Origin of the sequence: Tenacibaculum sp. ZH5_bin.1 (assembly GCF_042865525.1) — a bacterium.
GTDB lineage: Bacteria > Bacteroidota > Bacteroidia > Flavobacteriales > Flavobacteriaceae > Polaribacter > Polaribacter mesophilus.
Map to the genome: position 1 here is coordinate 41,069 of NZ_JBEGIO010000008.1, position 23,591 is coordinate 64,659.

Below are 23,591 nucleotides of genomic sequence, written 5' to 3' on the forward strand. Positions count from 1 at the left end.
TTATACATTTGCACTAATGTTAACATTTAAAAAACATATAGTTTCCCTAAGTATAATTGTATTACTTATACCTTCAGTTATACAATTAGTTCATGCTTTTGAAAAACACGAACATACTATATGTATATCTAAAAATGATAAACATTTTCATAAAGGAGAAATAGATTGTTCTACTCTTCATTATCAGTTTCAAGTATTTTCTGAAGAAATACTTCCTATTTTTGATGTAATTCCTAGAACTTTTTTTAAGTTAACATCTTTTCTAGGTGAAATTACATCTTCTTTCTATATTATAAAAAAACTCTCTAGAGCACCTCCTTTTTAAGTTTTATAAAAATTAAAACTTAAATAATAATATAAAATCTTTACATGAAATCAAATTGTATCATTTTGATGCTTATGCTTGTATTTTTTTCAACAGCATATGGTCAAAAATGTGAATATACATTTTCTGGTTTAGTTGAAGACTTTCACGATAAATCTCCTATTGTAGGAGCTACGGTATACATTAAAAATCAAAATAAATATGCTGTTACTAATATTGAAGGAAAGTTTACAATTAAAAATGTATGTTCTGGTAAAATTATAGTTGAAGTATCACATGTAGCTTGTGAGTCACAAACTATTGAACGTAACATTTCTAAAAACACTTATTTAGTTATTGATTTAGAACATCATGAAGAAGAACTAAATGAAGTAAATATAAAAGGTATTACGGGCTTAAAAACTAAAACAGCACAAGAAACAGTGTTAAAATCAAATGTTTTAGAAAAAAATAGTGACGCTACTTTAGGAGATGCCCTTAAAAATATTTCTGGTGTCTCATCTATTAATACAGGGAATAGCATAGTTAAACCTGTAATTAATGGATTACACGGTAGTAGAGTTTTGGTGTCTTTTAACGATGTTAGATTACAAGATCAAGAATGGGGTGTAGAGCATGCTCCGAATATTGATATTAATGCTGCTAACTCAATTTCTGTAATTAAAGGAGCAAATGCTTTACAATACGGAGGTGACGCTATTGGTGGTGTAGTTATACTTAATCCAAAAAATAATATTCTTAAAGACACTTTATTTGGAAAAACAATTGTATCACAACAAACCAATGGTCGTTTGTTTTCGGTAGCAACCAATGTAAATAAAAACTACGAAACGGGTTGGTATGTAAACGGACAAGCATCATATAAAAGATCGGGTGATTTTGATGCTGCAAACTATAAACTTACTAATACAGGTATTAACTCAAAAGCATTAACTGTTAATACTGGTTTTCATAAATTTGAAAAAGGTTTTGATTTATTTTATAGTTACTTAGATAATCAAGTTGGTATCTTAAGTGCTTCTCATTTTGGTAATATTACCGATTTAGTAAATGCAATAAACAGTAGACAACCACTTATTATTGATGATTTTAGCTATACTATTAATAATCCAAGACAAGAAGTAACTCATCAAATTTTTAAAACTAAATTTTATAAACGTTTTAAAGCTTTTGGTAAGCTATCGTTGCAATATGATTATCAAGTGAATCATAGATTAGAATTTGATAAACGAATTGGTGATAGAAAAAACTTACAAGCAGTAGACTTAAAACTTAAAACTCATAGTTTTAAATCTGATTTGTATTTAGATTCAAATACAGACCAAATTTATAAATTTGGTATAAGTGGTTTGTATCAATCAAATTTTTCAGATCCAATAACTAAAGTTAGACGATTAATACCCGATTATGATAAATATGCTTTTGGAGCCTATGTTATTTCTAATTTAACGTTTGACAAACTGTATATAACAACAGGTGTTAGATATGATTTTAACCATATTGATGCTAAAAAATTCTATCAAAAATCTAGGTGGGATAATTTAAATTATCAAAATGATTTTGGTAATATAGTAATCAACCCAAATGTATCTGGTTCTCAACTACTAACAAATCCAACATTTACTTATCATAATATGTCAGCTTCTGCAGGTATTACCTATAATGCAAATGATCATAATTCTTTTATATTTAACTATGGTTTAGCAAACAGAGCTCCAAATCCATCAGAACTATTTAGCGATGGATTACACCACTCTGCTGCTAGAATAGAATTAGGAGATTTACGCATTAAAACAGAAACTTCTAATAGGTTATCTGCCTCTTACAAGTACACTAATAAAAAGGTTAACCTGAATTTAGAAGCTTTTTACAATCATATTAAAGATTTTATCTACATAGAACCAAGTGGGCAAGAAACTACTAATAGAGGTACTTTTCCTGTTTGGTCTTATAAACAAGTTAACGCACAGTTATTTGGTATTGATGCCAGCACTCAATACAACATTAATAATAATTTTGTGTTAACAAACAAAAGTTCATTTTTAAGAGGTACTGATGTATCTAACGACAGACCGTTAATAGATATTCCTCCTTTTAAAACAGTAACTTCGCTAGCTTTTAAAAAAGAAAACTGGCAAAATTTTTATGCTTCTATCGAAAGCGAATACAACGCAAAACAAAACAAGTATCCTAATAATAACTTTAATGCCTTTATTCCTACATTAAATCAAAATGTACTTGTTGATATTAGCACACCTCCAGCAGCATATCATTTATTAAACTTTTCTTCAGGATTTGATTTTAAATTAAATAAAACAAAAGTTAACATTAATTTATATGTAGACAATATTTCAAACAAATCTTATCGAAATTATTTAAATAGATTACGATATTTTGCTGATGACTTAGGAAGAAATTTTAAAGTTCAACTAAAAATTAATTATTAAAAAACATTTAAAAATGAAAAATATTAAATTATTAGCCATATTATTTACTTCTGCATTAGCAATTACTTCTTGTTCTAGTGATGATAACCCAGTACCAGTTAACGAAGAAGAAGTTATTACTACAGTAACTGTTAAATTAACCCCACAAGGAGGTGGTGATACCGTTACATTGCAAAGTAAAGATTTAGATGGTGATGGCCCTAAGGCTCCAGAGGTTACAAAAGGTACTTTATTAGCTGCTAACACAACATATAATGGAGAAATTACCTTATTAAATGAATTAGAAGATCCAGCTGAAAACATTACTAAAGAAGTTGCTGAAGAAGCAGACGAACACCAGTTCTTTTATAATGTAACAGGCGATATTGCTAGTACTTTTACTTACGCTGGTGATAATGATACTAATGGAAACCCTGTAGGTATTAATTTTACAGTTACAACAGGTGCAGCTGGAACTGGAAATTATGTTTTTATCTTAAGACACGAGCCAAATAAAGGAGCTTCTGGAGTAAAAGAAGGAGATATTACCAACGCTGGTGGAGAAACAGATGTACAAGTTTCATTTGACGTAAAAATACAATAATTATAACAATCCATATTATAAAAGCCTCTTAGTAACTATGCTGCTAAGAGGCTTTATATTTAAACCAACTTTTACTTGATAAAGCTTTTAATACTTTTCTTTTTTAGCAAACTTGGATATTTGCGATTGAACTAGTTTAGTTGAGAAATTGAAAACTACTTTTTCCGTATTGCAATACACTACTACCTATTCTATATGTTCTACACAACCCAGTTACATTTACCAGAAAATTTACTCCTAAAAATATTTTTATAGAAATAAACAAACTTTACTTTATAAAAAAATAACTCCCCAGCATTACTGGGGAGCCTTTATATAAACAAACTTTAACTCAATAAAGTTTTTAATGCTTTTCCTTTTTAAGCAATTCCGGAAACTTACGTTTAAATCGGTTTAGTCGAGGAATTGAAACTTTTTGCACATACGGATTCTCAGGGTGCAAACGTTCATAGTTTTGATGATACTCTTCCGCAGGATAAAACTTCTCCATCTTTTTAACCTCAGTAACTATTTTCCCATGATACACATTTTCATTTAACTTTTTAATAGTATTTTCTATGAGCTGCCTCTCTTCTTGTGTTTTATAAAACGCTATTGAACGATACTGTGAACCATAATCAGGATGTTGACCGTTTATAGTGGTTGGATCGTGTGAACCAAAAAACACCGTTACTAATGTTTGAAAACTAACTTTTTTCGGATTATAATACACTGCTACCGATTCAGCATGTCCTGTTCTACCAGTTCCAATTGTTTTATAGGTTGGATTTTTAGTGTGTCCTCCTGCATACCCTGATACTACTTCCTCTACTCCATTCACACTTTCAAAAATTGCTTCTACACACCAAAAACAACCACTTGCAAAGTAAGCTACTTTTGTTTCTGAGCTTGTTTCTACTGATACCTCTTTTAGTTTTTCTTCTTTTTTTTGTGAGAAACTTAATAACGTTACCGTTAAAACAACAGCAGTAAATACTGTTACTCCCTTGAATATCTTCATATAATTCCTATTATTTATATGTTAGTTGGTCGTACAAAGAATACAATTTTTACAATTGTTTACAACTTTAATATTTCCTTAAGAATTTTGTTTGCGTGTTGCCACTGTGTTTTCTATTTTTGTTCAAGTAAACAGTAGATTTTAATGGAACATTTTATAGTATCGGCACGTAAATATCGTCCTCAAAATTTTGAAGATGTGGTAGGGCAACAAGCTATTACCAATACGTTAGAAAATGCTATACAAAACAACCATTTAGCTCAAGCTTTATTGTTTACAGGACCTCGTGGAGTTGGTAAAACATCGTGTGCTCGTATCTTGGCTAAACGTATTAACCAAGAAGATGCAACTACAGATGATGAAGATTTTGCTTTTAATATTTTTGAATTAGATGCGGCTTCTAACAACTCGGTTGATGATATTCGTAATTTAACAGATCAAGTTCGTATTCCGCCTCAAACAGGAAAGTACAAGGTTTATATTATTGATGAGGTTCACATGCTTTCTCAAGCCGCTTTTAATGCTTTTTTAAAAACGTTAGAAGAACCGCCTGCACATGCTATTTTTATTTTAGCAACTACTGAAAAACATAAAATTATACCAACGATATTATCTCGTTGTCAAATTTTTGATTTTAAACGCATTGGTGTTTTAGATGCTAAAGAGTATTTAAAAACGATTTGTGCTAAAGAAAACATTACTGCTGAAGATGATGCATTACATGTAATTGCTCAAAAAGCTGACGGTGCAATGCGTGACGCCCTTTCTATTTTTGATAGAGTTGTAAGCTTCTCTGGAAACAATTTAACTCGCGAAGCTGTTACTCAAAACTTAAATGTGTTAGACTACGATGTGTATTTTAACATTACCGATTTATTACTTCAGAATAAAATTCCAGAAGTCTTAATGGCATTTAACGATGTATTGGGAAAAGGTTTTGAGGGACATCATTTTATAAACGGTTTGGCTTCTCACTTTAGAGATTTGTTAGTTGCAAAAGACCAAGCTACCATAGCTTTATTAGAGGTTGGTGATAATACTAAGAAAAAATATTTAGAGCAAGCTTCTAAAGCCAGTATGCAATTTTTACTCCCTGCTATAGACAAGGCTAATGATTGCGACTTGAAATATCGAGGAAGTAAAAACCAACGCTTATTGGTAGAACTTACTTTAATGCAAATTGCCTCTATCACTTTTGATGGAGCAAAAAAAAAATCTAGCAACTACATAATTCCTGCTACTTTTTTTACCTCTTTATCTCCTTCTGTTAAAAAGACTGAGGTAAAACCTGTTGTTACAAAAACTCCCAAAAAATCGGAAGCAGCTCCAGTAACAGCCACAGTTACAAAAGAAGCTCCTGCTAAACCAGTTTTAAAAAATATTAAACGACGTACTTCTGCTTTATCTCTAAAGAGTTTACAACAAAAGAAAGAAGTAAAAAGTACTATTGATGTAGAGGAAAACTACGACAATCATCCAAGAACTCCTTTTACTCAAGATGAATTAAAAGATGCTTGGAAAAAATATTATTTCCAATTACAAGGTTTTGGAGAGCGAAGTATCGCTGCCATTTTAGCTTCTGATGAGCCTAAGTTACAAGAAGATTTTACTATTATTTTTTCGTTACCTAATGACTTAATGAAGTCGCAACTTGAAAAAGGGAAACCTAAATTATTACGCTTTTTACGTGAAAAGTTAAATAATTACGGTATTCAAATTAATGTTATTGTAAATGAAACTGTAGAAAAAAAGTTTGCCTATACCCCTCAAGAGAAGTACGACAAACTGAAAGAAAAAAATCCGTTAATTGAAAAGTTAAAGAATACTTTTGGGTTAGATGTTTAAATTCTTCCCTACATAAACTAATTTCCAATCTTCTATTTTCTTGACGTTTTTCTCAAATTCTGAAATTAATAGAATTTCATTCTTTTGACTCTTAACAAAAATTGGAATCGATTTTTGATCTCTATTAATTTCTTCAATCTTTTTCTTATAATCATCAATGGAATTGACTACTGTTTCGTGAATTTCAGGGAACTCTCTTACAGCTTCCATCAAGTTAATATAATCGTCTTCTATTGTAAACAAGTGATCTTCATCTTCATAATCCTTCGTAATAACTTCTTGTGAAGTTGCTAAACGATAAGCTCCTTGCTCTCCAAAAATAGAGGAGAAATTAGAAATTACAAATTTGTTAATTGAATCACTTCCTGTCATTGCTATTAAATATCCTACATCATTAAGTTCAATATTGTCTGTAAGTTGATCATCATAAATATTTACTTCAATTGATTCTAATCCTTCTTCTTTGGCCTTTTCAACATTTTCAATATTAGAATCAATCAACACCACTCTTCTTTGGTTTTGTTTTAAATACTTAGCAATCATTCTAGCTAAATCTGAAGCTCCAACAATCATTATTGCATTTGAACGTTTTAAAAATACACCAACTAATTTAGCAAATAACCTTGCTGTAGTAGCGTTTAACAAAACAGTTCCTAACACCACCATAAATACTAAAGGTGTAATATATTCTGCTCCTTCAATTCCTTGCTTTAACAGCTTGCTTCCAAATAACGAAGCAATACCTGCTGCAACAATACCTCTTGGCCCTACCCAACTAATAAATAGTTTTTCGTTAGTTTTTAAATTAGATTTTGAGGTACTTAAAAATACTGCTAACGGACGTATCACAAACACAATTAAAGCAAATAGAAGCAATGTTTTCCACTCATATAATAGTGTTAGCTCTTTATAATCAATATTTGCTGATAATAAAATAAATAGAATAGAGATTAACAAGACACTTAATGATTCTTTAAAGTACAGTATCTCTTTTAAGTTCTTTAATTTACTATTACCAAGTACCATTCCCATAACCACAACAGCTAATAATCCTGATTCATGAGCAAATAATTCAGATTCTACAAATACTAATAAAACAGTGGATAAGGAAACTACATTTAATAAATAATGTGGCACCCATTTTTTATTAATTACAAAGATTAAAGCATGGGCAAAAGTGAAACCGAAAGTGGTTCCAAAAAGGATAATCTTTAAGAATTCTAATAAGGCTGTTCCAGTAAATCCAGCACCTCCACCTACACTTATAAATTCAAAAACAAGTACAGCTACTAATGCACCAATAGGATCTATTAATATTCCTTCCCATTTTAAAACTGCTGAGACATCTTTTTTAAGCGGTATGTTTCTAAGAATTGGTGTTATTACTGTAGGTCCAGTAACAATTATTAATCCAGAAAATAAGAATGACAACTCCCAACTTAATCCAAATACATAATGAGCAATTATAGCTCCTCCAAAAAAGGTAACTGCAGATCCTAATGTGATTAATTTGGTGATAACAGGACCTATATTTTTTATTTCTCCGCGTCGTAAGGTTAAACCTCCTTCAAAAAGAATAATACTAATTGATAATGACACAAAATAGTACAGTCCTTCGCCGGGGAATAACCCTTTTTCACCATCCCAAATAGGTTCTATCCATTTACTTCCATCATCATTAAAAAATTCTGCTGCAATAGGTCCAACAAGCAATCCTATTAAAATTAAAGGTAAAATTGCTGGAATTTTAAACCTCCAAGCTACCCATTGAGCTAAAATTCCAAGTATAATTATCCCTGCTAGTTCTAACATATTTTATATTTAAAAAAACTAAAAATACAGCTTTTAATTAAACCGTATTTATATTTATTTAATTTTTTAATTCAATAATCCTTTTCAGCTCATTCCCAAAATCATCTATAACTGTTATTGTATGAACTCCTTTTTTTGGCATAACAGCTTGTTCATGATACTGTTCTGTTATTCCAATAAATTGTTTATTTAAATACCAATATACTTTTGCCTCTGCATTGGCGTGTGTTAGCTTTAAAATTATAGGATTTAACTTTTTATTCTCTCCTCGTGTTAACGATATTTTTGATGTGAGCTTAGCAGGAAAAACAAAATCCATTGTATTACTTTCCAACTGGTTACAATCTGATCTATATTTTGGAAGTGATCTGTAATCTGCGTTATTCTGCTGATAATAATAAGCCATTAGTGGTGGTAATACAAACCATGGTTTTGTTATCATGTTAGAAATTGATTCGCAATTTGAGTTCACTCTATATTTTTCAGATATATCTACCGTTATTTCTTGGTGATACGGGCATGACTTGGCTTTCATAGCACTTTTTTGAACTCTTTTGGTTACTACTGAAGGACAAATTGTTTTGGCTAAAAACCCACTTTTCTCACAAATAGCAGCTTCTATTAAATCCTCATAGGGTTCTAAAAACCAGTTAGATTTCGGTAACACATCAAAAACATTAAACATTAATGGAGCTGCACTTCCAACTCCTGTTAAGTCTGGACGTCCTTCTCCATCAGAATTTCCTATCCACACCCCTACTACATAATTTGGGGTAACTCCAACTGCCCAAGCATCTTTATTTCCAAAACTTGTCCCTGTTTTCCATGCTATTTTTTGAGACGAATCATAATATTTCCAAGCTTGATCTGTATAAGGTCTATTTACCTCTATTAAAGTGTTTAGTGTTAAAAATGTAGCTCCAGCATCTAAAGTTATATAGTCTTCTTGAACTTTACCAAAATCTGGAGTTCCTTCTGACAAAAAACTAGGTTCTATGAACTCATTTTGGTAATACTTATGTTTTAGTTCTTCATAGTGATTTACAATTCCTGCGTATCCTGCAAAGGTTTTACATAAATCCCATAAACTTGCTTCTGCTCCTCCTAAAATCAAGGAGAGTCCATAATAATCTGCTGATTTATTAATATCGCTAATGTGATATGCTTTTAAATCTTCTCTAAATTTTTCCAATCCGTATCGCTGTAACATGCGTACTGAAGGAATGTTCAGTGAACGTGTTAATGCTTCGTTCGCAGGAACTGCTCCATCAAAAGTTAGATTGAAGTTTTTTGGTGAATATCCTGCTATTTCTGTTGGTACATCTGCGACTAATTGACTAGGTAGTAAATCTCCCGATTGTAGCATTTGCGCATATAAAAAAGGCTTTAAAGTACTTCCTGTACTTCTTGGAGCGATGATATTGTTCACATCTTTTTGATGTGCTTTATCGGTTGGAGAATTCCCTACATAAGACAGTACTTTTCTTGTTTTAACATCTAACACCAATACTGCCATATTGTAGACTTCATTTTGTTTTTGACGGAAATAATGCTGCTTTACTAAATTATTTACTTGCCTTTGCAAATGAATATCAATAGAACTTTTTACACGTTGTCCTCTATACTGTTTAGTTACTTCTTGTACAAAATGTGGTGCTACTGTAGGTAACGGATATGGTTTTTGTGGTAACTCTTCTTCAATTGCTAAATCATATGTTATTTGATCTATTATTCCTTCTTCATGTAATTTTTGCAATAACCTATTTCTTTTATTTTTTAGCTTTTGTTGATTTTTTCCCGGATAAATCAATGAAGGAGCATTGGGTAATACAGCTAGAGTTGCTGTTTCTGCCCATGACAATTGATGTGGTTTTAAACCAAAATAACGCCACGAAGCCATTTCTAATCCAACAACATTTCCTCCATAAGGAGCATGAGATGCATAGAGGTTTAGAATTTCTTTTTTTGAGTGACGAAATTCTAATCGAGTGGCTAGTATTAATTCTTGTAGCTTTTCAAAATATGAGCGTTCTTTATTCTTTCTTGATAAGCGAATTACTTGCTGTGTCAATGTGCTTCCTCCTCGTACAACTCTTTTCGCTTTGATGTTTTCTACCATTGCTTTTCCTATTGAAATAGGATTAAACCCGAAATGCTTATAGAAGTAAGCATCTTCAAATTGTAAAATACAATGTTCAAATTTTCTAGGCACAGAGTCTAACTCAGGAAATCTCCACTGACCATCGCTGGCTATTACAGCTCCTAATAATTCGTTGTTTTTTGCAGTAACAACTGTTGATGTAGGTGTCTCAAATAATTTTTTAGGTAAACAAAAATAATAAACAATCACCACGAACGCTGTGATGATTGTTTTGATTTTATTTTGTTGTATCCATTTGAAAATTGTTTGCATAAATTATTTTATGTGTCAAATTTCTCCTAAAAAATATCCCTCGTACCCTCTTTTAAAATTTAACAAATAACAAACAATCACTACAAAAACCGTAATGATTGTTTAGAAACTATTTACTTAATTACCTTAATCCACTGTCCTTTAGTACGAGCTATATAATCGTTGTCATACATTGCTTCTACTTGTACTCCTGGTAAATAATATTCACCTAAATACGAAGCATTCACTAATACTCTAAATGTTTTGGTTTCGTACTTCTTCAAGGTAAAGTAGTTACTGATACTTGCATCTCGTATATCGGTATAATCTACTTTTGAAGATGTTGTATTGTTTCCAAAATCAGTAAAACGTGTATTTACAATTTCCCATCCTGAAGGAATGTATTGCGTTAATGCTACATTTTCAATGGTTTCACTTGTTGGATTTTTCACTGTAACTTCTGCTACAAAATTGGTTCCTTGTGACAAGTTATCTGGAGTAATACGAGCTCCATCTTTTGTTTTGTATGTAATAGTGGTTTCTAAATTCTTTTGGAATACTTTTTCTTCACCTACTGGTAAAATTCCTTTGTTTAGTATACGTACATATAAAACTCCGTTGTTTTTGTTAGTTATTTTTAATGAATTTTCTTTTTGAATAGCTATTAAATCTTTTGCTAACAGCGATTTTGAAGTACTTGCTTCTCCTGACGCCTTATTTAAAATATAACTTGTATTAATTCCGTCACTACCGCCATTTTTTAGAGCATATTGGCTCATTGCCAACAAACTATAGGCCGTAGTTTGTGTGCTCATCCAACGCTCGCTTGATAGATTTTCAGCAATTTCTTTTGCTAACTTTATTGATTTAGTTTCGTCATCCAACAACATATAGGTTTCTAAAGACATTGCTTTGTTTCTAGTTTCAGAACCATAGTTTGAATAATATCGTTTTGTATAGGTATAACCGGTTATTCCTTTTAAAATAGATTTTGCTATAGCCTTTTTACCTATTAAAGCATACGCGCTTGCTAATCTCATTTTTGCTTCATCTGAAACTCCCATTGATTCGCGTAAACGGTTCATTGATGCTAAATCAGGACTATTTGCTAAACTTAACGTGTATAACCTATATGCTTGTGATAAAGAATTATTGTAATAACGTGAGTTATTTCTCCAATTACGTGCTTGTTGCTTTTGATATCCTATCCATTTTGATTTGAAACCAATAGGTAGTACATACCCTTTCTTCTCAGCCGCTATCATAAAATGACCTGCATAAGACGTTCCCCAACTATCTGCGGTACTATTTCCTTGCCAGTATGACAACCCTCCATTAGATAATTGGAAATCTGATAAACGTTGAATTGCTGCTTTTATATTTCTTTCTGTTGAAGCTATCTTTTCTTTTGATAACTCAAATAATTCTGGTAAAAACAACTGTGGAAAAGCACCTGAAGTTGTTTGTTCTACACATCCATGCGGATAACGAATTAAGTATCCCAAACGCTTGGTAAAGTTCATTGGTGGTAAGGTTGATAACTCTAACGTAGCTCCGTTCGTTCCTTTAGTACCAAAACTTGTAAAGTTAATCTCCCCTACTTCATTAGATTTCAATACGACATCTTTTACTTCAGTAGTTACTGGATTTGGGTTTAACACATCTATTTCTACTTCGTAAGATGCTTTTTCTCTTCCTGAACTTGCGTCTATTTTTACTTTACCAATTCCTTTAAAATCATTTACTTTTAAGGTGAAATACGCCATTTTTTCATCTGGCTGACTAAATGAAACGGTTTGTGTTTTATCTCCTACAATAGTATATGCTTCGTTTGGTTGTACAGTAACTTTTACATTTTTGATATTTGGTTTCATTGCAAAAACAGTAACTGGTAAGGTAACGGTTTCTTGTGGTGTTATTTTACGAGGCAATGATGCTAAAATCATTACTGGTTTTCGTACAAAAGCTGTTTTTTCATCGCTACCGTACGCATCTTTTTTAGTATCAGTAGCCACCACCATAGCTCGAACAGATCCTACATATTTAGGTATTTTTATTTTATGTTCCTTACTGTCTCCTTTTTCTAAATCGAAAGGGCCTAAATACGTAACCATTGGTTTGAATCGATTCGCTTTTCGGTTTTTACTTCCTGCCTCTGCTTCATCTCCTCCAATACTTAATATTTGATTTACCTTTCCACCATAAGCTCCTATAACATCATCAAATATATCCCAAGTTTTTACACCAAGAGATTGGCGTGCATAGAACACTCCCCATGGATTTGGAGTTTTAAAACGTGTTAAATCTAACAAGCCTTCATCTACTAACGCAATGGTATAGGTCATCGCCCTACCTTTTTCTTCTTTTACGCGAATGGTAGCTGTTGATTCTGGTCGTAACTCGTCTGCTAACTGAATTTTTGGTTCTAATTTCGTTGCAGGGTTATGTACCAACATTGGTATTGAACCGTACATACGAATTGGTAAATCGTTTACTGTTTGACTATGTTTTTGTAACAATGAAATATTTACAAATACATTTGGTGTATAACTCGCTTTTACTGGGAAACTAAACGATGTTTGTTGTGCTTGTGTTGGTACCCAGAAATGATCTAATACTTCTGTTCCGTTTTCTATGGTAATAAACGCTTTTCCTCCTTCAGAAGACGGAAACTTCACAGTTGCTTTTTCATCTACTTCATACGATTCTTTATCGGTTGTAAATATTAGCATCGTAGCGTTACTTTTATCTTGATTTCCTTTTTTCTTAGCATACCAAGAAGGCCAATCAAAATAAACCACATTTGAGGTAACATGCTTACTTTTTGAGTCTTTTACTTTTATTAAATAACGTCCCCAATCATTTTCGTCAACCTTTAATTTAAAAGTCCCTTTACCGCTTGCATTTGTTGTTACTTTTAATTTCTTATAAGGTTCATGATAACGTGTACCATCATAACTAGACAATCCATTATCAGAAGTACTCCACCACCAACGCCATGATAATTTATATACATTTACTTCTAAAGTATTTGCTATTCCTCCCCCTTCTTCGTTTACTGAAGCTACATTAAATGTATAGTTTTCATCTGTAAATAAATAGTTTTTAGATTGTGGTTCTTCAGCATCTTGTAATCCAGCGTACGAAGTATATGGTGACACTTTGTTAGAAAATACATCGGTACTAAAGTCTCCTCCATTTTCATATACTTTTGTAATAAAACTCGCTCTTAACATTCCTGGAGCTTTACTATCTAATTTAGGTTTTACCGAGAATTTAGTAGTTCCATCATTACTCAAACTTCCTTTTAGCACTTTAAACTCTTCTGTTCCAAATCGACGAGTTACATCATCAAAGTTATAGTTTTTGAATTTTGAAAACTCAGTATTGGTTTGTGAGAATTTCCCGTTGATATCTAACTTTAATCCTCTTGCTATTGCTCCATGTAACCATTTTACTTCTACATTTCCTGTAATAGTTGAATTTGCTTTGATGAACTCTGCATCTGTAGCTAGTTTTATCTTTAATCGATTCGGTTTTATGGTTTCAATCTTTAATGTTTTATTGAAAACAGCTCCACCAACACTTACACGTAACTTCCAATTACCAGTAATAGCTTCTGGGTTTGTTATAGGAGCGTATTTGTATACATTGTTTGATTTTTTTGAAAGTACTTTTCTATCGATTATTTTTCCTTGCGGATTTATTAATTCAAATTTTATTGGGTGCTCCTCTGGAATTGGATTCGCATTATCGTTTAAAACAAAAGTTAAAAACAATTGATCTCCTGGTCTCCAAACTCCTCGTTCTCCATAAATATACCCTTTAATTCCTTCTTGTAATTTCACTCCAGAAACATCAAACTTACTCATTGAAAGTGCATCACCGTCTTTCAATTTCACATAAGTTGTATTGTTGTTTTTAGTAACTACTGCAAAAAAGGCATTAGTAACATCAGAAAAAGAAACTACTCCTTCTTTATTAGTTGTTGCTGAAGCTACTTCTTGCTTTTGTAAATTATATAAAGTTACTTTTGCTCCTTCTATAGCATCTGTGGTAAGTATATCTGTTACTGCTACTAACGTTTTATTATTATTTCCTTTTTTAATTATAACTCCAATATTAGTAGCTAAAATATTTGTACTAATATCTTTGTTATAATAGTATGACGTTGTGCAAGGATCCTCTCTATCTCTCCAATTATAATCGTAGTAATAATCGTCATAGTAATTAGGGTTGTCATAGCTTTTGGTATCTATCTCCTTTTTTCCGAAAACGATGGTTTTCGTTGAAACACCTTCTGCACATTTATAATTTGAATAGTCTTTATTAAATAAAAACTCGACTCTATACATCGCTCCGTTTTCCACTTTTATTATTTCTGCTAAATCAATAGCAAAAGCATTTTCTTTACTTAGATCTAATCCTTGATTACCAAGGTTTACTGTGTATTTAGCTACAGGACGCCCTACATAACGTAAATTTCCTTGATTACTTAAACTATTATTTTGTAAAAACTGTAATACATTTTCTTTGTATACTTTATAAATTGTAGCATCAACCGCTTTTAAGTTAACTGCACTAAAATTTATTTTTAGGTTATTAGAGTTTGGAAGTATTGATCCACTCTTTATAAACTTTACCGAAGGCTTTAATTCTTCAAAATAAACCGTTTTAATTGTATTTTCTTTTAAAGTATAACCATCCACACTCTTAATTCCTTTGAAGATCTCTAAATCAACTTTTTGTGTAAATGATGATTTTGGGTATACTGTTACTTTGTTACTATTTATCTTGTATGTAAAAGCTCTTTTTTGAGTATTTAAAAACTGAATAAGTCCTTTTAAATTTTGTGATTTTTGTAATGGGTCTGAGAAGCTTATTTCAATATGTTGTTTATCTGTATCAATAACTTCAACATTTAATATCTTAAAGTTATTTTTTCCTGTTATAGTAACTTCTCTACTTCCTTTAGATTCTGACTGAATTGGTGTTCCAGTCCACTCTACCTTTAATTTTTTGTCTTCCTGATAGCGTTCTATACTGTCTATCTTAAAGTAAACTTTAGAACTTACTTTACCTACAGTACTAAACTTTATAGCTTTTTCTTTCCCGTTATATGTAGCTCTAATTAAAGATGGAATTTTTTCCGTTTCTATAATATCACTAGCAATTAACTCTCCTTCTACTGCATATAGTTTTTTATTATGAACACTTGGAGCTTGTAAAGAAACGTTGAATAATAATTCTTTAGTTTTCACTTTAACAGTAAAGTTCTCTAAATCTTCCTCTATATCTTCATATAATTTAGATAAATGAAGTGTTATTAAATACTCTTGATTGCTTTTTAGTTTTTCAGCTGGAACAAAAACTAACTCATTATCATTTAAAACTACTTCTCCTTTTATAGCTGGTTTTGTAGTAATAACTTCAGTGGCATCAAAGTTTGTCGTGACTTTATTTTTTAATACAAATTTTAAGTTAGGGTTTACCGATATTAGCTTATCTGGAAAAACACTAATATATTCACCAAATTCATTTACATTACTTTCTGTAGTAACTGTTTTTTTACACGAATTAGCTGTAATCATTAAAAAGACTAATGCTAAAGCGCCAATAATTTTTCCCATTTTTTTTTGTAACTGTAATTTCATTTCCTTAGAAGTTTTCTGTCTTTCTCTATTTTATCTAAAACTACTGAAAAATATTTTTAAAATATTACCCTATTTAGAATTTGTAGCAATCTATTTAGTATTCGTAATTCGGATCAATATTTTTTAAAGCAATTTTCTTAAGAGATTTTTTCAGCAACAAATTTACCATTTTTAGAGTATTTATAATACAATTAGCACTTATATTTTTTACTTTTACAACCTCAATTACACATTATGCTTGGATTACAATTTGACACAGAAACTTCATGGGTTGAAGTTGCTAAAAACGGATTAGAACAACTATTAACAGATCATGCTTTTGCTGAACAAAAAGCTGCTTCAAATGCTGTGTCAATTATTATCAATTACTCTGAAGAAACTGAACTTGTTAAAGATATGAGTGATATTGCTATTGAAGAAATGGAACATTTTAGGATGGTACATAACATAATGATAGAGCGAGATATGGTTTTAGGACAGGCTACTAAAAACGATTATGCTTTAAAATTGCAAAAATTTTTCCCTCATACAGGTAATAGAACAGAAGCGCTAATTCACAGACTTTTAGTTGCTGCTCTAATAGAAGCACGTAGCTGTGAACGTTTTAAGGTTTTTGCTGATAATATGGAAGATGAACAATTATCTAAATTTTATTTGGATTTAATGGTTTCTGAAGCAAATCATTATACCTTATTTTTAGGGTATGCTCGTAAGTATATGGATCGTGAAATCGTTGATAAAAAATGGGAAGATTTATTGGCTTTCGAAGCCGAAATGATGCGAGAAAGAGGTAAAACTGCAAAAGTTCACGGATAGTGTTTAGTAAAGAAGAATCTGCCCGATTGCGTAAAGAATTTTGGACTAGTTTTGGAAAATCTTTTCCAAGAAAATGGTTGTTATACAATACCAAAATAAAGGGGTTTGCTTTTAAATTTCAAGCGGATAGAAAAAACGCTTCAGTTTGTTTAGATTTCGAACATCCAGAAGATGTAGCCAATGAATTACTTTACGATCAACTTCTTTCTTTGAAGAAAATATTGGAAACAGAATATTTACCTGAAGTTATATTTGATGATAATTTTGAGTTAAACAATCACAAAATTATTCGTAGAATTTATATCCCTTTTGATAAAAAATTTAGTATTCACAATAAAGATACTTGGAGAGATTGTTATGAGTTTTTTGTTGAAACTATGACACAGTTTGAACTGTTTTTTTATGAATATGAAGACTTTATAAAACAGGCTATCTAATCATACAAAAATACGTTTAAGCATAAAAAGAAACTTGTTTTAAATTGTATTTTGTACTATTTTTGGACTTTTAAAATAATTTAACCCCTAACCCCTATTAAAAATGAATAACTTCCCCTTTAAGTTATTGGTACTATGTTGTGCCTTAGTTTTCTTTTCTTGTTCTTCAAATGAAAATGAATTAATTGACTCTCCTTCTGATTCTACCGTTAGCATAGAAGAAAAATCAATAGAAAATGAAATTCTTGATCTTATTAATGATTATAGATTAAGCAAAGGCTTGTCTACTTTAAAAAAACTTGAAGCTATAAAATCTCAAACATATAATCATACTATGTATATGATAAAGAAAAAAGAGCTTTCTCACGATTTTTTTCATGATCGTAAAGATTATTTAGTTGAAAATACAAATGCTATTAAGGTTGCTGAAAATGTAGCTTATGGATATTCTACTGCTGAATCTGTTGTTAATGGATGGATTAAAAGCGAGGGACATCGAAAAAATATTGAAGGTGATTTTACCCATTTTGAAGTGACTGCCGAAAAAAACACTGGTGGTACATGGTACTATACCAATATTTTTGTAAAAAAATAACAACAATACTTGATAAGACCTCTATTTTTAAAATAAATAGAGGTCTTAGATATTATTATTTTTTATAATCATTAACAATTATAAATTTTGAGCGTCTGTTTTCTTGATGCTCTTCATCTGAACAAGGTACACCATTAGAACATTTGTTCACCAACTGCTTTTCTCCATAACCAATAGCACTTTCTATCCTGTTGGTAGCTATACCTCTTGAAAAAATATAATCTCTGGTAGATTTAGCTCTTCTATCTGATAAAATCTCATTGTATTTATCACTACCCCTACTATCTGTATGAGCTTCAATTTTAATAATCATTTTTGGATGATTCTTCATTACTCGTACAATATGCTCTAGTTCATAAGCTGCATCTGGTCGTATATTCCATTTATCAAAATCGAAAAATATAGGATCTATCACTATTTCGTTTCCTATAATTAATGGTGTTAAATATAAATTACGCTCTATTTCTATACCTCTTACATCTGTCGTTTCAATATTATTAATGAAGTCATCTTTATAATCTAGTTTTGTTCCTCTTAAAGAAAATTTCTTCTCACATTCGACTTCAAAAACATAAGTAGCATCTTCTTGAGTTACGAACCTTTTTACAACTTTTCCTTTAAAGTCTATAAGCTCTACTAAAGTGTTTGGTAAAATTTCTTTTGTTCTTTTATCAAAAGTTCTCCCTTTAATATATTGTTTACACTTTAAGGTTTTAAACTTATATAAATCATCCTGTCCTTTTCCTCCTGGTCGGTTAGAAGAAAAGTACCCTGTTTTTGCATCTTCATTATAAAAGAAAGCAAAATCATCATATCCACTATTAAATGGAGCTCCTATATTTATAACTTCTGACGAGTTATTTTTTAGTAAATCAGATTTAAAAATATCTAATAATCCTAAATTTGCATAACCATCCGAAGAGAAATATAAGGTATAATCTTTAGCTACAAAAGGAAACATTTCTCTTCCTTTTGTATTTATTTTATCTCCTAAGTTTATTGGTGCTCCATACTCTCCATTAGCTAAAATAGCTACTTTATAAATATCCGTTAACCCATAACTATCTGGTCTATCAGATACAAAATATAATGTTTTGTCATCCGGACTCAATGCTGGATGTCCACTAGAATACATTTTATCATTAAACGGTAACTCTTCAATATTATCCCATTGCCCATTAACCAACGTAGCTTTGAATATTTTTAAATGTGATGTACCTTTTTTACTATACTCTAGTTTTTTCTTTTCGTTTAAATTATTTCTTGTAAAATATAACGTTTTCCCGTCTTTAGTTATTGCTACACTCGATTCATGAAAACCCGTATTAATTTTAGAAGATACAATAGGAATAACACTTGCTATACTATCTTCATCTTTTTTATTTTTAATAATTTTGGCTTGATATAAGTCTAAATACGGTTGGTTATTCCATTCATAAATTTCACCATCTTTTTTTCTTGTCGAAGCAAAATATAGTTTTTGTCCATGTACATACGTTCCAAACTCTGAGTTTTTAGTATTAATTTCTAAGTTTGCTACTACTACAGAGTCTTTATTAAGTGTTTTTAATTTATTATAGTCAACATTTTTTACTTTTAACGCTTTGTCAGATAGCTTTTGAAGCCATTTATCTGCTTTGTCATACTCTCCTATACTTCTAAGTGACTGTACATACTTATATATAGCGTCATCAGTTAAGTTTTCTTTTCTATTTGAAGCAACTCCATACCAATAAGCAGCTTGTTTAGAGTTTGAGTTATTATAATAACAATCTGCCAACCTTGTTATCATATCCACCCCATCATCTCCTTCGTTTATGGCTTTTTTATAAAATTCAGCTGCTTTTACATACGCATATTCTTTATAAAATTTATTTGCTATTTTTCTTTGAGAAAATGCAAAGCTTGATAAAAAAAGTAGTATCAGTGTAATTTTTGTCTTCATAACTATCCTTTTTAAAAATATCTAGGAGATTTCGTTCTATATGACTTAGGAAATAACTCAAACATTAATAATATTTCATGTGTACCATTTGAGTATTGATTAATGTCTGATAATGGATGCTCGTACGCGTAACCTATTCGGAACTGACGAGAAACTTGAAAATCTACTAAAGCCCCTAAAGCTCCTGTGTTTTCATTGATTCTATAAGAACCTCCTAACCAAAATTTTTCATTGAATAAGAAGTTTGCTGTTATGTCATATGATACTGGTGCTCCATTCGTTGCTTTAATTAACGTCGCTGGCTTAAACTTTACATTATCACTCAAATCAAAAACATATCCTCCTGTTAAATAATAACTTACTCTGTCTATAATTCCGTAATTAATTCCATTAACAACCAAATCATTATGATCTATATTTAATAATCTTGGAGCTGAAAACCCCACATACCATTTATTTGTATGTAATAATAAACCGCTCCCAAAATTAGGTTCCCATCTATTTTGAATCCCTGAAATTCCTGGATCTGATCCTTCAGAGGCTATTAAAGCATCATCTATATTGTATTGAGTAAATCCTGCTTTAAGTCCAAAAGCTAATTTTATATCCTCATTAAGCTGAATCGTATATGAGAAATCTCCATATAAATAGGTGAAATTTTCATAGCCTAATTGATCATTTATAAATGATAATCCTAATCCTATTTTATCATTTCTAAGAGGTGTGTGAATAGACAAGGTTTGTGTTTCTGGTGCTCTATCTAATCCTGCCCACTGACTTCTATGCAGTCCAACAATACTCAGTACTTCTCTACTTCCTGCATATGCAGGGTTGATAGAAATTGTATTATACATATATTGAGTAAACTGTGGTAGCTGTTGTGATTGAACTGTTAAAACTGTTGCAAAAAACAGTACAATAGTTGCTTTTAATAGCTTGTAATTTTGGTTCATAGCTATAATATTATTTAGTTCCTAAGTAAATTGCTCCTGTAAATGGTTTTAACCCACTATTTTCTAATATTACAATGTAGTAATATGTACCAGCCGGTAATCTTTCTGCTGATCCAAACGTTGCTCCATCTGAAGTTCCGTTCCAATTATTTGCATAATTTTTAGATTCAAAAACTCTAGCCCCCCAACGGTTAAATATTTTTACATTGGCTATAAATCCACAGGATTCAGCTCCTGTAACTTCGAAAAACTCATTCCATGAATCTCCATTAGGAGTTACTGCTTTTGAAATTACCACATCTTCTTGCCCACATGGTAATACTAAACAGTCATCGTTTATATTAATCGTAACTTCTGTTACTGTTAAACAACTACTATTTGATGATGTATATGTAAACACATAATCTCCTAAATTTACTCCTGACGGATCAAAACTTCCATCATTAGATATTGTAACGCTTCCTTGAGTCACTTCCCAAGTTCCATTTTCACTTTGATTTCCCAAATAATCATTTAAGTTAATTTCGCCATCGTCAATACACCTTGAATCCGCTATTTCTGTTACAGATGTTTTTACAGTTACTGTAATATACTGTATAAAGTCTGCTACATTTCCACAGTCATCTGTAACTGTCCATGTTCTTGTAATTGTATAATCGCTATCACTTCCATCAAACGTACTTGTTTCCTCAAAGTTAGTTTGTGTTACATTTGAAGAACAATTGTCTATAAATTCTAAAGTTGGAACATCAGGAACAGTATCACATTCTACTATAATGTCTTCTAATGTTGATACCAATTGTGGTGCTTCATTATCTTCAATAGTTATTACTTGAGTATGCGAAGCTTCATTACCCGCACAATCTTCTACTGTCCATCTTCTTGTAACTGTATATTCTGATGCACATGCATCATCTTGTCCTGAAAATTCTTCTGAGTAATTCACAGTTACAGAAGTATCACAGTTATCTGTTGCGGTTAATACCGCTGCTGCTGGAATTGTATCACAACTTACTGTTACATCTGCTGGTAATTCCTCTACAAATTCGGGTGCTTGTGTATCTTCAACAGTTACTACTTGAGTATGCGAAGTTTCATTACCCGCACAATCTTCTACTGTCCAAGTTCTTGTAATCGTATATTCTGATGCACAAGCATCGTCTTGTCCTGAAAATTCTTCTGAGTAATTCACAGTTACAGAAGCATCACAATTATCGGTTGCTGTTAAAGTTTCCATCACTGGAATGTTATCACAACTTACTGTTACATCTGCTGGTAACTCCTCTACAAATTCGGGCGCTTGTGTATCTTCAACAGTTACTACTTGAGTATGTGATGTGGTATTGCCTGCACAATCTTCTACTGTCCATGTTCTTGTAACTGTATATTCTGATGCACATATATCGTCTTGTCCTGAAAATTCTTCTGTATAATTCACAGTTACAGAAGCATCACAGTTATCTGTTGCGGTTAATACCGCTGCTGCTGGAATTGTATCACAACTTACTGTTACATCTGCTGGTAACTCCTCTACAAATTCGGGTGCTTGTGTATCTTCAACAGTTACTACTTGAGTATGTGATGTGGTATTGCCTGCACAATCTTCTACTGTCCATGTTCTTGTAACTGTATATTCTGATGCACATGCATCGTCTTGTCCTGAAAATTCTTCTGTATAATTCACAGTTACAGAAGCATCACAGTTATCTGTTGCGGTTAATACCGCTGCTGCTGGAATTGTATCACAACTTACTGTTGCATCTGCTGGTAATTCCTCTACAAATTCGGGTGCTTGTGTATCTTTTATAATAAATTTAGCGCTATTGGTATCTGCAGGGTTTCCACAGGCATCTTTTGCTATAAAAATCACCTCTACTTCTCCTGTAAAACTACAGGTATATGTTAAACCTGTGTAATCATTACTCCATGTTACAATACTACAGTCATCTGTTGCTGTCGCTCCTCCATTAGTTGCCAACCAACTATTTAACTCTGTTATGTTTCCTGCTCCATCACATTCTACAATTTTATCTGATGGTTGCTGAGTTATTGTGGGTGCTGTTTCATCTTTAATTAAATATCCTGCTGTTGTAGTACTAAAGTTTCCACAAGCATCTGTTGCTGTAAAAGTTACTGTGATATAACTTCCATCACATTTTACAGAGGTATCATTCCCATAATTATTGGTCCATGTTACAGTACTACAGTTATCTGTTGCTGTAGCTCCTGCATTGCTATTTAACCAATCTTGTAACGTAGTTTCTGTATCTCCTACTCCACATTCTATATCTATATTATTTTTGTTTGTTTCGTCTATAATTGGTGCTGTATTGTCTTTAACTGTTATTGTTTGAACTTTTTCAGTTGTATTACCACAGTTATCAGTAAGACTCCATGTACGAGTAACTATTACTTCTCCTTCACAGGTTCCTGCCGATTCTACATCATTATAACTAGCATCTAAAGTTGTATCACAATTATCAGATTCATTGGTAACATCACCAGTAATTCCAATACTAGCATCATAAGTACAATTATCATCTTTATAAATTGTAATATCTACTGGTACTGTAAAATCTGGGTTAGTAATATCCGTTACTGTAATGGTTTGGGTATGGCTTACCGTGTTGCCACAATTGTCGGTTGATTCCCATTGGCGTACAATCTCTCCACAGCCGTCTACTACCGTATTGCTTACTTCGGTAAAGATTACGTCTACTACAGTATCACAGTTATCGGTTGCTGTGATGGTTGGTACTGATGGGATGGCTTCACAGTCGACACTTA

14 protein-coding genes are annotated in these 23,591 nt (G+C 31.6%); 7 read left to right on the top strand and 7 right to left on the bottom strand.

All coding sequences use genetic code 11. The annotated features are described in order from the left end of the window. Window positions 1-16: 16 nt before the first annotated feature. The 3 genes from ABHQ57_RS15295 to ABHQ57_RS15305 are packed head-to-tail and all read left to right on the top strand — an operon-like array spanning window position 17 to window position 3,355. On the top strand, window positions 17-325 hold the full coding sequence (locus ABHQ57_RS15295; protein ID WP_167713733.1) for a hypothetical protein: 309 nt from the start codon (window positions 17-19) through the stop codon (window positions 323-325). Between the two features lie 44 nt (window positions 326-369). Continuing rightward, window positions 370-2,772, top strand: a complete 2,403-nt coding sequence (locus ABHQ57_RS15300; protein WP_167713732.1) for a TonB-dependent receptor domain-containing protein — start codon at window positions 370-372, stop codon at window positions 2,770-2,772. 13 nt (window positions 2,773-2,785) lie between these two features. Beyond that, on the top strand, window positions 2,786-3,355 hold the full coding sequence (locus tag ABHQ57_RS15305) for a type 1 periplasmic binding fold superfamily protein (protein WP_167713731.1): 570 nt from the start codon (window positions 2,786-2,788) through the stop codon (window positions 3,353-3,355). 343 nt (window positions 3,356-3,698) lie between these two features. Here ABHQ57_RS15305 and msrA read toward each other — a convergent pair whose 3' ends face one another. Then, a complete protein-coding gene (gene msrA / locus ABHQ57_RS15310) occupies window positions 3,699-4,355 on the bottom strand; it encodes a peptide-methionine (S)-S-oxide reductase MsrA (RefSeq protein WP_167713730.1) in 657 nt (218 codons plus the stop codon). Window positions 4,356-4,499: 144 nt separating this feature from the next. Here msrA and dnaX point away from each other — a divergent pair, with 144 nt between their 5' ends. After that, the gene (dnaX, locus tag ABHQ57_RS15315) at window positions 4,500-6,200 is read left to right on the top strand and encodes a DNA polymerase III subunit gamma/tau (protein WP_167713729.1); all 1,701 of its coding nucleotides are present in this window, start codon (window positions 4,500-4,502) and stop codon (window positions 6,198-6,200) included. Here dnaX and ABHQ57_RS15320 read toward each other — a convergent pair. From ABHQ57_RS15320 to ABHQ57_RS15330, 3 genes are all read right to left on the bottom strand, one after another. Next, window positions 6,189-8,012, bottom strand: a complete 1,824-nt coding sequence (locus ABHQ57_RS15320; protein WP_167713728.1) for a sodium:proton antiporter — start codon at window positions 8,010-8,012, stop codon at window positions 6,189-6,191. The two genes, dnaX and ABHQ57_RS15320, sit on opposite strands and share 12 nt — an antisense overlap. A gap of 58 nt (window positions 8,013-8,070) precedes the next feature. After that, a complete protein-coding gene (pbpC, locus tag ABHQ57_RS15325; protein ID WP_167713727.1) occupies window positions 8,071-10,425 on the bottom strand; it encodes a penicillin-binding protein 1C in 2,355 nt (784 codons plus the stop codon). A 113-nt stretch (window positions 10,426-10,538) separates the two neighbouring features. Beyond that, entirely contained in the window at window positions 10,539-16,034 is a 5,496-nt protein-coding gene (locus ABHQ57_RS15330) for an alpha-2-macroglobulin (protein WP_167713726.1), read from the bottom strand. Window positions 16,035-16,292: 258 nt separating this feature from the next. On the opposite strand from ABHQ57_RS15330, the gene ABHQ57_RS15335 reads away from it, so the two are divergent. The 3 genes from ABHQ57_RS15335 (at window position 16,293) to ABHQ57_RS15345 (ending at window position 17,906) form a co-directional block, all read left to right on the top strand. After that, window positions 16,293-16,874: a tRNA-(ms[2]io[6]A)-hydroxylase gene (locus ABHQ57_RS15335; protein WP_073183535.1), complete on the top strand. Its 582-nt coding sequence runs from the start codon at window positions 16,293-16,295 to the stop codon at window positions 16,872-16,874. Then, window positions 16,874-17,311 (top strand): DUF4268 domain-containing protein, encoded by a 438-nt coding sequence (locus tag ABHQ57_RS15340; protein ID WP_047790571.1) that lies wholly within the window; start codon window positions 16,874-16,876, stop codon window positions 17,309-17,311. The genes ABHQ57_RS15335 and ABHQ57_RS15340 overlap by 1 nt, the downstream gene beginning before the upstream one ends. A gap of 103 nt (window positions 17,312-17,414) precedes the next feature. Then, window positions 17,415-17,906, top strand: a complete 492-nt coding sequence (locus ABHQ57_RS15345; RefSeq protein ID WP_047790570.1) for a CAP domain-containing protein — start codon at window positions 17,415-17,417, stop codon at window positions 17,904-17,906. A 55-nt stretch (window positions 17,907-17,961) separates the two neighbouring features. Here ABHQ57_RS15345 and ABHQ57_RS15350 read toward each other — a convergent pair whose 3' ends face one another. The 3 genes from ABHQ57_RS15350 to ABHQ57_RS15360 all read right to left on the bottom strand — a co-directional run. After that, on the bottom strand, window positions 17,962-19,851 hold the full coding sequence (locus tag ABHQ57_RS15350) for an OmpA family protein (protein ID WP_167713725.1): 1,890 nt from the start codon (window positions 19,849-19,851) through the stop codon (window positions 17,962-17,964). Between the two features lie 11 nt (window positions 19,852-19,862). Continuing rightward, window positions 19,863-20,804, bottom strand: a complete 942-nt coding sequence (locus tag ABHQ57_RS15355; RefSeq protein WP_159494887.1) for a type IX secretion system membrane protein PorP/SprF — start codon at window positions 20,802-20,804, stop codon at window positions 19,863-19,865. A 10-nt stretch (window positions 20,805-20,814) separates the two neighbouring features. Beyond that, the coding region (locus ABHQ57_RS15360) for a gliding motility-associated C-terminal domain-containing protein (protein WP_389864150.1) at window positions 20,815-23,591 on the bottom strand (2,777 nt) is incomplete at its 5' end.